Below are 13,697 nucleotides of genomic sequence, written 5' to 3' on the forward strand. Positions count from 1 at the left end.
TAATAATGACAGGACAAATGAACCATAGTAACAGTAAAGCATATACGCACTTAATTCTTAATAGTTCATTATTATTTATCGTACTAACCCATAAAAGTTTAGAGTCATGATACATTTTGATCTTCCTAAGGAAAAATCTTCTATCATCAAAGTTATCGGCATAGGTGGTGGTGGAAGCAATGCGGTGAATCATATGTATAGCCAGCGCATTGACGGGGTAAATTTCATTATTTGCAATACCGATGCACAAGCTATTGCTAATAGCCCTGTTCCCAACAAAATTCAGTTGGGACCACACCTGACCCAGGGGCTGGGAGCCGGCGCCAATCCTGAAATTGGAAAACAGGCGACAGAAGAATCCTTTGAAGAAATCAAAAAAATACTGGAGGTAAATACCAAAATGGCCTTCATTACTGCCGGTATGGGCGGTGGTACCGGTACCGGTGGCGCCCCTATTATCGCCAAGATATGTAAGGAACTGGGTATTTTGACGGTGGGTATTGTTACCACGCCGTTCTCCTATGAAGGTAAAAAAAGGATGCTGCAGGCTGATGAAGGTGTTAGCCGCCTGAAAGAATATGTAGACACCCTGCTGATTATCTCCAATGATAAATTACGCCAGAAATTCGGTGACCTGAAATTCAAAGCTGCCTTCGAAAAAGCTGATAACGTATTGGCTACTGCCGCTAAATGTATTACGGATGTAATCAATTCTACCGGTCAGATCAACGTGGATTTTGCCGACGTTTGTACCGTTATGCGTAACGGTGGCGTGGCCATCCTCGGTGCTGCACTGGCGGAAGGCGAAAACCGTGCACAAAGAGCGATCGAAGACGCATTGACTTCTCCATTGCTGAATGATAACGATATACGCGGTGCTAAATGGATACTTATCAACATCTCCTCTTCTGAAGGTGAGTTTGAACATACACTGGATGAAATGGATATCATCCAGGCATATGTACAAAGCCAGGCCGGAGAAGATTGCGATGTGATCCTCGGTGTGGGCTATGATCAATCACTGGACAGACAATTGGGTGTAACCATCATTGCTACCGGTTTTGAACAAAAACCTATCACACAGCAAAAATTGACTCCCTCCACCAACCCGGAGCGCGTAGAACCTAAAATTGTAATGCAGTTAGGTAAAGATGGTGATGAAAAAAAAATGAGCGGTGTACAACAGGCACAGGGCCTGCTGTTCCAGGAGCCACAGGATCTGATGGCGCCACGTCTCATGGAACCAGTGATCACCCATCCTGAACCTGTAATGGCTTATACACCACCACAGCCACAACAACAGGCGCCTATTGCTCCTGCCCGTCAGAACTATGTGCTGAATATACAACAGGTACCACCTGCACAGCCACAACAACCTGACCAGCAGCAGATACAACAACAATATCAACAGGCCCAACAACAAATGCAGCAGCAAATGCAACAACAGCAAATGCAGCAGCAGCCTGTTCAACAGCCGGTTCAACAAATACCCCCTGCCCACGCACAACAGCCGAATGTAAACATCATTCAACCACAGTCTGGCAATGCAGCAGGCGGATATTTAACAAGACCGTCTCATATTTACGTAGAACCAGGTACACCTTCTCCTGAAATGAAGATGGTGTATAAAGAAGAAGAAGGCGCCGTAAATGTACCGCCTGCTCCTCCTGAGGTGCCTATGCAACAGGCTTATGAAGACCTGGAAGAACAGAAACGCAAACAGGCAGAAAGAGTAGCCAAATTACGCAGCATTAGCTTCAATGTGAAAAACATGGATAATAACGCGGAACTGGAAAACGTACCTGCTTACCTGCGTAGAAATGTAAACCTGGATAATGGTGCCGGCTCTGCTGAACACTTTTACTCCAATTACACCGTGAGCGGCGATCCAGGCCAGAATAATCACACAGAAATCAATACGATCAATACCTTTTTAGATGGGAAAAAGCCCGATTGATGAACATATTTGATTGTTTTTTTAGTTGTGTTAAAAAAAAATCCTCCGGTTCCCCGGAGGATTTTTTTTGCAAATAATAAGATGGGAAAGCAACACCTGCCAATCCCTTAAAAATTATTCAAGGCTTGCTGGGCTACTTTCAGCACCTGCGCAGCAGGAGTAGTTTTGAGCGTTTCTTCCTCAAATGGCTTCAAAATGCTGTTTAGCTGGTTTAACGCTGAGGCATTATTAGTACGGGTAAACCCTGCTTTCAGTATCCTGATCTTCTCATAATCCTGAATTCCCTCTACCAATCTTTCAAAGCGAATAGAGGTTCTCGGTCCCGGATATACGAAATAAGTATCTCCAGCAGACCAGCTACGGAAGCGGGAATCCTGCAACGGATCTGCTACCCAGCAGTTAAATGCCCAACGCAGATAACCAGTATATCCTTTCAATGCAGCATGCCAGCCCATGAAGGCTGATTCTGCCGGTGGTGAGAATGTAAAAGTATTCGGAAATCCTTCTGTACAGCAGGTATAAAAAGTAGTAGGTAACCCTTTTGCCAGACGTGCTTTCATCACGTCTTCAGGGAATGATTCTCTCAGTGCAATACAGTAGTCGTGAATTTCATCCGCCAACGGTGCATGATAGGAACCCGCCAGCGATACCTTGAAATCCTTATCTGCTTTACGAATCACGGCCAGTGCCTGCTTCATATCTTCCATTGGTCTTTCATCCATGGCTATAGCAGTGATATTAAACCAACCCTTTGCTTTCAGATGTTTCACAAAATCATTTAACATAGGTTGCCAGTGAGCAGCATATTCCTTTGTGCCTGGTTTCGCAACAATGAAAGTATCTTTTGCAGTAGCTTCATCATAATAGTAAAACTTCAGGTTCCATGGAATCATGCTATAGCAGTTAATTTCCTTACGGATTCCCTGATCCATCATGAACTGTACCCATTTATCAAAGATGCTATAGTCGTATACCCAGCTACCGTTTTTCTTCTTAGTCCATTTTACCATGGTACCATAGATGTCTTCTGTCTGGCTATTCCATGGATCATAAATAATAGTAGCAGTAATCACTTTCTGGCCAGCATCCGCCAGCATCTTGATATATGGTTTCATTGCCTTGAAATGAGCGTCACTCCAGGGTTTCACACCATATACACGTGCTATGGCATAGGGACTTTGCCACAGGTCAAGATGGAAGCTCCAGTCTTTCGGAGCTGGCAGTGTATGATCCAGTACTTTTACCTCGTAGGGCATATTTACAGTAGCAGCACCACTTTTCACGGTTACATTCCCCCTATATAATCCTGCTGGTGTATTGGCTGGCACCTGTATACTCAACCAAACCGGCTGTGTATTTTTAGCAGCAATATCTCTTTTATTGATGATATCGATACCATCTGCTACCAGGGAAGAATCAAATTCGCCGGGCTTGCGATATCCGCAACCACCGCCATCTTTATTCAACCCATCTGTCATGACATATCTTACAAATCCGGTGGTAATGGCATTAGCGCCAATCTGATGGCCTTTATCATCCTGTAACGCGGACGCCTGAACGGTTACTGCTGATTGTGCCGCTGTGGACCAGAGCACCAATTGGGTGTGAATACGTTCTCCTTTCCAGGCAGTAGCCTTCCAGGAATCTGCCGCCTGACTATTATCAGGAGCATTTCGTTTTTCATAACGCGTATCTGCAGTTCCAAATGCTACGTGGAGCTGGGCATCTTTAACGGCAGCCCAGGAGGTCTGGTTAACGGGTTTGGGATCGGGCAATTCCCTGTAATCCCCTGCAGGATTGGTTTGCGCCCATACGTTTTGTTGCAGTGCCAGCAGGGCCAGCACGCCAAAAAATTTGTTCACCATACTAAATTTTGCTTGTTACAGAAGTCGGGATCAATATTCCCATACAGAAACAGGTTCCCTTGTCTGCCAATATCTATAAAAAAAACTGGAATATGCAATTTGTGGGATGGACGGAAAGCGGGAGGAATTTTTTTGGGAGATCCCATAAAGTAAAAAGCTATTGCCGCATCAATCATCGCGACAATAGCTTTTTATCTTATGTTTTGAACTTATTGTTAATGTACGATCCGCTTCAGTTGCAGGTTGGTAACAGGCGCCACCACCAGCGGATATTTCTCAATGGTCACATAACTGGAGTCCAGACCAAAGCCTCTTTCTTCCGATAAACTGATTTTTTTCAGGAAGAAATACATCTTCATAATCATCCTTTCGTACAATGGTAAGTCGTTATCATGCGAGAGGAATTTCTCCATCACAATGAATTGGAAGTCGCCCACCACGTTGTTCTTACTCAGTGACTCATAGCGGCTGGTAATGTTCACCTCCTTGTTACGTACCATATCTTCCACCACCATTCTGAACATCAGGTTAATACGTTGTTCCACTTTGAAACCGAGGCGGAATTCCACACGTATTACTTCGTTTGGAATAATAGTTTGTACAGAGTACTCGCTCAAATAAGGCTCATCTACCACATCTACGTGGACAAACCAGTAGATATCTGCCCGTTTCGGCTTTTTATTGAGAATGGAATAAATGATTTTATGTTCTATCTCTTTAGGATTGTCGGCGCTACTCATGTATACCAGGTGTGTAGCATATTTAGGGATAGAAGTATCATTACTTAATTCCTGGATAATAGGCAGATAGTCTTCCAATCGTACAAATTCCACATAACGGTTTTTGATTTTACGGGATTTGAACCAAACAATCATTACCAGGAATAAGGCGCCAGCCACAATTACGGTCACGTAACCGCCGTGCATAAACTTCACGATATTGGCGAAGAGGAAGGAAAATTCGATCGTAAAATAGACGACCAGGTATAGTAGTATCCAGCCAACCCATACCCTTTTGGTGTAGAGATAAAAGGCAAAGAGACAGGAGGTCATGAGCATACAGATGGTGATTGACAATCCATATGCGGCCTCCATATTGGAAGATTCCTGAAAAATCAGCACGATGGCGGCACAACCTACAAACAGCATGGTATTGATACCAGGAATGTATAATTGTCCTCTCATTTCAGTAGGGTAGTTTACCCGCATTTTGGGCCATAAATTCAGTCGCATGGCCTCTGCGATAAGGGTAAAAGAACCTGATATCAAGGCCTGGCTGGCGATAACTGATGCCAACGTGGCTATTAATACGCCAAAAATGATAAACCATTCCGGCATAATGGTAAAGAATGGGTTCTGGTCTTTCGGGATAATCTGTCCTTTTTGTGTGAGCAACCAGGCGCCTTGCCCTAAATAGTTCAAAATAAGGCAGGTTTTAACGAAGATCCAGGATACCCTGATGTTACCTCTACCGCAGTGTCCCAGGTCCGAATAAAGGGCTTCTGCCCCTGTTGTACACAGGAATACAGCGCCTAATATGAGAAATCCTTTCGGATACGTGGTTAAGAGTTCAATAGCGTAATGGGGACTGAATGCTTTAAAGATGCTGAGGTCGTCGGCAATATGGGAAATGCCGAGGATACCGAGCATAGAGAACCATAATACCATGATGGGACCAAACATACGACCAATGGACACGGTACCAAACTGTTGCATCACAAAGAGGCCGGTGATAATGGTCAATACAATTTTCACGATGGTGAGCTGGCCGAGGTCTTTAAATACTTCGAGTGTTCTTAGCCCTTCAATAGCGGAGGTAACGGTAATGGGAGGGGTGATGATACCATCTGCGAGCAGGGCGGCGCCGCCGATCATACCGAAAACAACGGTCCATCTGGCGTGTCGTCGTACCAATGCGTACAATGAAAAGATACCACCTTCTCCTTTATTATCTGCCCGGAGGGTCAGGATAACGTACTTAACGGTGGTTTGCAGGGTAAGTGTCCAGATTATACAAGAGATTCCCCCTATTACAAGCAGGTCGCTGATGGGGTTTCCCCCTACGATGGCTTTGAAAACATAGAGTGGAGATGTTCCGATGTCGCCGTAGATAATACCGAGCGCTACTACGAGACCTGCAAGGGAGACCTTGTTAATGTTTATTCCCACGTAATAATAAGTTGGTTAAAAAAGCCTTCAAAATTAGGGGTAAATATTGATACTCCAACAATATTTCTAAGGGGAGTATTCAGCGCAAAAAAAATCCTCTCCCGAAGAAGGGAGAGGATTTTTTTTAGTTATCATCTTAATGAGTGATACTGATTAGTTAGCTGGAGCTAAGTCAACAGTGCCAGACTCACCAGGAGTGTTTTGTTTGATGAAACGACCGCGGTCGATTCCTTGTTTGTCAGCCAGGTAGTCGATAACTGAATCAACACGACGGCTGCTCAGGTCAACACCACCTTTCTTACCTTTTGCACCTGCGTGGCCAGTAACCAGTACGTTGCAAGAAGGATTAGCTTTCAGGCTGGAAGCAACAGAAGCCAGGATAGCTTCTTGATCTTTACCAACTTTGGTAGAGCTACCTTTGAAGGAAACGCTAGGCAGAACCAGGGAAGCACAAGGAGCAGCATGTGGCTGTTTGCAGCATTCTGGATCTGGGCATTTACCAACGCCATCAGCATCAACTGGTTGGCAGTAAGTTGGAGTGATCAGTTGTTTGTCTTTGTAATCAGGAACGCCATCACCATCAGTATCTTTAGCTACACCGTGAGAATCAACTGGTGCACCTGCTGGGGTGTTAGGTTCGCGATCGAATTGGTCAGTTACGCCATCTCCATCAGCATCAGGCAGAATTGGAGCAGGGATCTTCATGTGACGTGGGTTGCTCAGCTCGCTGTAAGCATATTCCAGTGGGTTGATCCACCATAATGGCTGTACGCGTTTAGAAGAGTTACCCAGGTTGAAGTTCAGACGTAAGCTGGTGTAAGAATAGAAATCTTTGGTAGCACCGCCTGGACCAGGATATCCATCCAGGTATGCGTCAAACGGCATAGTGATTTTTTCTTCCAGGCCGATGTTGAAGCGTTTAGAAACTTTGAACGCTACACCAGTACCGAGATCCAGTGCGTGACGGAGTAACTGGTTGTCATCCTTACGACCGATAGCAATTCTGTTACCCTGAGAAGGAGCATTTTGCTCATACTTCTTATCTCTCAGGTTGTTCAGTTGTTTGCGGATGTCGCTACGTTTTGCGCCAAAGTTGATGCTGGAGTAGTCATAACCTTTACCGTTTGCATCCAATGCATCCACGTCAACGTCAGCCATTACAATAGAGTAACCAGCCAGTAAGTACCAGTTAACTTTAGGTTCAGCTCTGTAGAACAGGATGTTGCTCAGAGAAGCCAGTACGTCCAAAGACAGCTGGTGGTTCTGAGATTTGTAGTTTGGAACAATCATGCCGTGGTTACCAGGAACTGCAGCAGTTGTTTTCCAAGGGTCATTAGGCTGACCTGCGGACATGTTTGGACGCAGTTTGTAGTCCTGGCCTTTATCGATAGAACCGATGTACTCAGCTCTCAGGGAGAAGGTATGACCCAGTGCTTTTCTCAGGGAGATACCACCACCGAAACCTGGTTGAGCGGGAACAGTTCCGTCAATCACGTGTAAACCACCACTTAAACCCAGTTCCCACATATCTCTCGGTTTAGCCGGGAAATTTGATTGGTGGTTCGTGAAGTTATTTTGTTGTACCATACGCTTGCTAGACACTTTGGTGCTATCCAGAGCATCGTAGCCGGTTGGTTGAACCTGTGCAAAACTAGAAGATGCTGATAGTAAACCCACAGCGCCTGCCAGTAATAAGTACTTTTTGCTTGCCATAATTGTTTTTTTTATTAAAAACTGTTAAAAATTTACTAATAACCCGTTTTTTACCTAGCAAAGGTAAATATCATAAATGAATATACAAATTTTTCTTGCAATATTATTTTCATTGATAAGTCCTTCAAAATTAGAGCTTAAATGAAAGTATTTATATACCTTAAATCCCGTTAAGTTAAACTTATGTATACCCCGTGTTAAAGGAAACTTTAAGCCGTGTTAAAAGAATGTTATACTCCATATACAAATTAAAGGCCAAAATGTTAAAATGTGATTTATAAAACCTAGCTTAGCAATCCTTTTTTATTTAATACATGGATGATATTAAACACCTGATAGGGAAAGAATTACAGGATTTTGAGAGCAAGTTCGCAGATTCAGTAAAAAGTCATGTGCCATTGTTGGACAGGATCATGCACTACATTGTGAAACGCAAAGGGAAGCAGATCAGGCCCATGTTTGTTTTATTATCAGCAAAACTCTTTAATGACAATATCCAGGAAAGTACCTACCGCGCCGCCGCGCTGGTAGAATTGCTGCATACGGCTACCCTGGTGCATGACGACGTAGTAGATGATGCCAATGAACGCAGGGGCCTCTTCTCTATCAACGCTTTATGGAAAAATAAAATAGCTGTCCTGGTAGGCGACTACCTCCTGTCAAAAGGACTGCTGCTGTCACTGAACAATAACGACTTCCGCACCTTACAAATCTTATCCGAAGCCGTGAAGGAAATGAGCGAAGGGGAATTATTGCAGATCGAAAAAACCCGTAAGCTCAATATTAAAGAAGATATTTATTTCGAAATCATCCGCCGCAAAACGGCGTCATTACTGGCCTCCGCCTGCGCTGCCGGTGCATGGAGCAGCAGCAATGATGAACATACCACGGAACAAATGCGCCTCTTCGGAGAAAAAGTAGGCGTTGCTTTCCAGATAAAAGATGACCTGTTCGATTATGGTTCAGCCAAAATTGGTAAACCAACCGGCATCGACATACGGGAGAAAAAAATGACCCTCCCACTCATTTATACCCTGGAACACGCTTCTACAGAAACCCGGAGGAAAATTATAAACATAGTAAAAAATCACAATACAGATAAGGACCGTGTAGCCGAAGTCATTCAATTGGTGAAATCATCCGGCGGTATCGACTACACCCGGCAAAAAATGTTTGAATACCGCGACGAAGCCCTTACCATCTTAAATAAATTCCCTGAAAATGCTGTACGAAACGGGCTGGAATCTCTGGTGAGGTTCACCACCGACAGAACATTTTAGAAAGAATAAAAAATAATGTAATATGCGGATAGAGCTGAAAGCAGAAAGCAAAAAGCCAGGGAAGCGAATCACAAGAACGAATATTAGTTTTCGATTTCGCTTTTAATTATCCGCTTCAAAAGCTTTTGCTTACTGCTTTCCCCTTTTTGCTTACTAAAACAAACTAATGCAAAAACGCTGGACAGTAAAGGCATATCAACCAAATCAGGAACAATTACTTCAATCATCATTGCGTATACATCCGTTGCTATGCCGGCTACTGGTACAACGAAATGTGACCAACTTTGAAGCTGCCCGGCAATTTTTTCGCCCAACGCTTGAAGATCTTCATGATCCCTGGCTGATGAAAGACATGGATAAAGCCATTTCCCGTATTGAACTGGCTTTTTTCCAACATGAAAAAATACTGATTTACGGAGATTATGATGTAGACGGCTGTACTGCCGTTGCAACTGTGTATGCTTTTCTACAGAAGCTCTACAATAATATCGAGTTTTATATCCCTCACCGCTACCGGGAAGGATATGGTATTTCTATACAGGGCATCGAATATGCCCGCGACAATGATTTCAGCCTGATTATAGCACTGGACTGCGGCATTAAATCAATTGATCATATTACAATGGCCAAAGAATGGGGGATCGACTTCATTATTTGCGATCACCACCTTCCTGATTCCATATTACCGCCGGCAGTAGCCATTTTGAATCCAAAACAGGCCGACTGCACCTACCCTTATAAAGAATTAAGTGGTTGTGGTATTGGATATAAACTGATCAGCGCCTTTGCACAAAAAAGAGGACTACCTGCTTCCGACGCCAATAAATTCCTGGACCTGGTGGCAACCAGCATTGCAGCGGATATTGTACCCATGACTGGTGAAAACCGGATACTCGCTTTTCACGGCCTTGTAAAAGTAAATGAAGATCCGCTGCCCGGTATTAAAGCCCTGATTACCCTTAGCGCTTTAAAGGAGAACTTAACCATCGCCAACCTGGTATTTGTGATTGCCCCCCGCGTAAATGCCGCCGGCAGAATGGATGATGCCCGAAAAGCAGTGAATCTTTTTATTGAAAATGACGTGGAAAAAGCTGCAGCAATTGCTGCGGTATTACACGCCGATAATTTCGACCGGAAAGAAATAGACAACACCATTACTCAGGAAGCCATCTCCCTGTTGCAAAATGATGCAGATATTGCCAAAAGGAAATCTACCGTATTATATCAGGCACACTGGCATAAGGGCGTAGTTGGCATTGTGGCGTCCAGGCTCATCGATAAATATTATTATCGCCCCACTGTCATCCTCACCCAATCCAACGATGAACAGGTAGCCGGATCTGCCCGCTCCGTAATGGGCTTCAATGTATATGAAGCCATTCATCAGTGTAAAGATCTGCTCGAAAATTATGGCGGCCATTTTTACGCCGCAGGCATGACGCTGAAAACAGAAAATGTAAAAGCATTTCAGGAACGCTTCGAAGAAGTGGTCGCCAACACCATACGTCCGGACCAGCTGGTACCGGAAATAGTGATCGATTCTGAAATTCAGTTTGCAGATATCACCCCCGCATTTTTTAATATCCTCAAACAATTTGAACCGCTGGGACCTGAAAACCTGCGCCCGGTCTTCCTGGCCAGAAACCTGGTAGACAACGGTTATTCAAAAATTGTAAAAGACGAGCATATCAAATTTTCGGTAAAACAGGGCAGATATGGCCCTACCATGTCCGGCATCGGATTCTATATGGCCGAAAAATTCCCACTGCTGACGGAGAAAAAATCGTTTGACCTGGTATTTTCACTCGACGAAAATGAATGGAACGGACAAACTTCTCTCCAGCTAAAAGTCATTGATATCCGGCCATACAAAAATTAATTTCATACAGCTGCCTTAACGCAGCGCAGATATACCGCAATAAAACAGCTGTACAAAACGACTATTTATGTTGCTTTAACAACCACGTATATACGTCGGCGTTAGCATAAGTACGTGTCCAGGCATCGTGGCCCCCGCTGGGATATTCTGTGTATTGCACATTACTGCCAATAGCTTTTAGCGCATCTACCAACGTACGTGAATTACTTACATTCACGGTAGGATCATCTGCACAATGAAAAACCCAGATGGGCATCGTTTTCAATTTAGGCATCTGCGATTTACTGCCGGCACCACAAATAGGTATCAGTGCAGCAAATCGTTCCGGATGTTCGGTTCCCCAATCCCAGGTACCATAACCTCCCATACTCAACCCGGTTAAATATACCCGGTTGGGATCTACATGGTATTTGGACATCACCTCTTTATAAAAAGTTTCCAGCGCAGCGATGTTCCACCAATCCTTACCACATTGTGGCGCCACTATTACAAAAGGCTTTCCTGCTGCCACTTTCACCAGGCCTACATTTTTCAGCACATTTACATTGTTACCAATTTCTGCTATCCCGTGCAGGAAAAATACCACCGGCCATTTGTAATCTTTCTTTTCATTATACCCATCGGGGATATATAACAGATAGTCGGTCATATTCCCTGTTTGGGCCGACATTTTCCGGGCGGTTACCCCAGTGGTTTGTGGTGCAAAACTATCGGCTACCGGCGGTTTAACCGATGTAGCGTTGTCTGTTTTAGAACAGGAAAAAAGTGCGAGCGTACTCCACACGAAGACATGGTTTAAAATTTTAATTCCTCTTTTTTTCATATAACTACTATAAATTAAAAATCCCCCGCCATATGACGGGGGATAGGTTTTACAATATTTTTCTCCTGCTTTATTTTATCAGCAGCTTCGGGGTTGCTGCAAATAACAACTAAAAACAGGAAACGAAATATCTTTTTTATTGTGTAGTTACACTATTTTTTTTCACGCATCAATTCCACACTTCTGTTTACAAAAGCAGTCAAATCAGCGCCTGTCAATAAGTTCTGGGATAATAACGCCAGATCAGCCAGATTTTTGATTTGCTTCTGCTGTAAGTCATTATTACCTTCTTTCAGAATTTGCGTGTATACCGGGTGATTCGCGTTCACCGTCATGTTGATTTCATCAGGCATATTGGCATACCAGTTCATTCCGCCACCGCCGCCCATTGCAGCCATGTCTTTCATACGACGCATCAGCTCCGGACGGGTCACAATTACCGGCTGTGCTTCTACACTCAGGCCTTTCATTTCTACCTTGATGTTAGGCTGTGTCACCTGCGCACCAAACAATTCTTTCAATGTACCTTCCTGCTCCTGGGATAAAACAGTAGTCGTATTTTCTTCTTTATCAATCAGGTTATCCGCAATATCCGCATCTACACGTGTAAAGGAAACATTGTCCCATTTCATTTCCATATTGTTGATGAAAGCTGCGTCTACCAGCGTTTCCATCTTCACTACGATGAAACCTTTATTTTTCGCTGCCTGTATGTAGCTATCCTGTTGTACCGGGTTAGTAGCATACAGTATTACCAGCTTCTGTTCTTTATTGGTTTGCAGCGCAGCTGCAGCGGTACGGTATTCTTCCTGGGTATAGAATTTACCACTGGCCACATCTTCCATGATCAGGAATTTGTTCGCTTTTTCCATGAACTTGTCATCGGTCATCATACCGTATTTCACGAACAAGCCAATGGAATCCCATTTATCTTCAAAAGAAGCACGATCGTTACGGAAAATTTCATCCAGTTTATCGGCTACTTTTTTGGTGATATGTGCGTTAATTTTCTTTACGTTCGGATCACCCTGCAGGTAGCTGCGGCTTACGTTCAGCGGAATATCCGGGCTATCAATTACACCGTGCAGCAACATGAGAAATTCAGGTACAATATCCTTTACTTCATCTGTTACATATACCTGGTTGGAATACAGATTGATTTTATCTTTCTGCATTTCATAGCTCTTGTTAATTTTCGGGAAGTAGAGGATACCGGTTAAATTAAACGGATAATCCACATTCAGGTGAATCCAGAATAAAGGCGCTTCCGCGAATGGATATAACTCTTTGTAAAAATTCTGGTAATCTTCTGTAGTGAGTTCGCTTGGTTTCTTTGTCCAGGCAGGATTGGTATTGTTAATCTGTGTTCCTTCAAAGGTAACCGGAACAGGCAGGAATTTACAGAACTTCTCGAGAATAGAACGGATGCGGCCATCTTCCAGGAATTCTTCGCTTTCCTCATTGATGTACATCACGATTTCAGTGCCTCTGTCGGCTTTAGTGGTTTCTTCCAGTTCATATTCCGGGCTGCCATCGCATTCCCAACGAACAGCGGCTGCCTCTTCTTTCCAGGATTTAGAGAAGATTTCCACCTTGCTGCTCACCATGAAAGAAGAGTAAAAACCAAGACCAAAATGTCCGATGATATTGGTACCGCTCTCTTGTCCTTTGTACTTTTTCAGAAACTCCTCCGCCCCTGAAAAAGCCACCTGGTTAATATATTTATCCACCTCTTCCGCAGTCATACCAATACCATGATCTGCGATGGTGATTGTTTTTTTCTCTTTATCTACTCTTACATCAATGGAGATATCTCCCAGATCACCTTTGAACTCGCCTACACTGGCCAGGGTCTTTAACTTCTGGGTAGCATCTACCGCGTTACTTACCAGCTCGCGGATAAAAATTTCATGATCGGAATACAGGAACTTCTTGATAATTGGGAAAATGTTCTCTGTTTGAACACGTATTGCACCTTTTTGCATTGGTTATCTGATTTTTGAGATAAACTT

Annotated in this window: 8 protein-coding genes; 3 read left to right on the forward strand and 5 right to left on the reverse strand. The window is 43.7% G+C overall.

What is annotated here, in order from left to right:
• Window positions 1-106 precede the first annotated feature (106 nt).
• Window positions 107-1,957 carry a cell division protein FtsZ gene (ftsZ, locus tag AC1DFM_RS02855; protein ID WP_477075218.1) on the forward strand — a complete coding sequence of 617 codons (1,851 nt, stop codon included), beginning with the start codon at window positions 107-109 and terminating at the stop codon, window positions 1,955-1,957.
• Window positions 1,958-2,064: 107 nt separating this feature from the next.
• Here ftsZ and AC1DFM_RS02860 read toward each other — a convergent pair whose 3' ends face one another.
• From AC1DFM_RS02860 to AC1DFM_RS02870, 3 genes are all read right to left on the reverse strand, one after another.
• Window positions 2,065-3,822, reverse strand: coding sequence for a DUF4091 domain-containing protein (locus AC1DFM_RS02860; RefSeq protein WP_477075219.1), 1,758 nt, complete (start codon window positions 3,820-3,822; stop codon window positions 2,065-2,067).
• Window positions 3,823-4,037: 215 nt separating this feature from the next.
• Window positions 4,038-5,990: a KUP/HAK/KT family potassium transporter gene (locus AC1DFM_RS02865; RefSeq protein WP_477075220.1), complete on the reverse strand. Its 1,953-nt coding sequence runs from the start codon at window positions 5,988-5,990 to the stop codon at window positions 4,038-4,040.
• Window positions 5,991-6,143: 153 nt separating this feature from the next.
• On the reverse strand, window positions 6,144-7,703 hold the full coding sequence (locus AC1DFM_RS02870) for an OmpA family protein (RefSeq protein WP_477075221.1): 1,560 nt from the start codon (window positions 7,701-7,703) through the stop codon (window positions 6,144-6,146).
• Between the two features lie 314 nt (window positions 7,704-8,017).
• Between AC1DFM_RS02870 and AC1DFM_RS02875 the strand changes: the two genes are divergently transcribed.
• Window positions 8,018-8,983, forward strand: a complete 966-nt coding sequence (locus AC1DFM_RS02875; RefSeq protein ID WP_477075222.1) for a polyprenyl synthetase family protein — start codon at window positions 8,018-8,020, stop codon at window positions 8,981-8,983.
• A 166-nt stretch (window positions 8,984-9,149) separates the two neighbouring features.
• Window positions 9,150-10,862 (forward strand): single-stranded-DNA-specific exonuclease RecJ, encoded by a 1,713-nt coding sequence (gene recJ, locus AC1DFM_RS02880; RefSeq protein ID WP_477075223.1) that lies wholly within the window; start codon window positions 9,150-9,152, stop codon window positions 10,860-10,862.
• A gap of 61 nt (window positions 10,863-10,923) precedes the next feature.
• Here recJ and AC1DFM_RS02885 read toward each other — a convergent pair whose 3' ends face one another.
• Together AC1DFM_RS02885 and htpG are read right to left on the reverse strand one after the other, a co-directional pair.
• The gene (locus AC1DFM_RS02885; RefSeq protein ID WP_477075224.1) at window positions 10,924-11,685 is read right to left on the reverse strand and encodes a carboxylesterase family protein; all 762 of its coding nucleotides are present in this window, start codon (window positions 11,683-11,685) and stop codon (window positions 10,924-10,926) included.
• Between the two features lie 152 nt (window positions 11,686-11,837).
• Complete coding sequence (htpG, locus tag AC1DFM_RS02890) at window positions 11,838-13,670, reverse strand: molecular chaperone HtpG (protein WP_477075225.1); 1,833 nt, start codon at window positions 13,668-13,670, stop codon at window positions 11,838-11,840.
• Between the last annotated feature and the right edge of the window lie 27 nt (window positions 13,671-13,697).

This window comes from Chitinophaga sp. 05T412, assembly GCF_056396465.1.

Coding starts and splice junctions, on each gene's coding strand:
- AC1DFM_RS02875 (WP_477075222.1), top strand. CDS start 8,018: ATGGATGATATTAAACACCTGATAGGGAAAGAATTACAGGATTTTGAG.
- AC1DFM_RS02885 (WP_477075224.1), bottom strand. CDS start 11,685: ATGAAAAAAAGAGGAATTAAAATTTTAAACCATGTCTTCGTGTGGAGT.
- ftsZ (WP_477075218.1), top strand. CDS start 107: ATGATACATTTTGATCTTCCTAAGGAAAAATCTTCTATCATCAAAGTT.
- htpG (WP_477075225.1), bottom strand. CDS start 13,670: ATGCAAAAAGGTGCAATACGTGTTCAAACAGAGAACATTTTCCCAATT.
- AC1DFM_RS02870 (WP_477075221.1), bottom strand. CDS start 7,703: ATGGCAAGCAAAAAGTACTTATTACTGGCAGGCGCTGTGGGTTTACTA.
- recJ (WP_477075223.1), top strand. CDS start 9,150: ATGCAAAAACGCTGGACAGTAAAGGCATATCAACCAAATCAGGAACAA.
- AC1DFM_RS02860 (WP_477075219.1), bottom strand. CDS start 3,822: ATGGTGAACAAATTTTTTGGCGTGCTGGCCCTGCTGGCACTGCAACAA.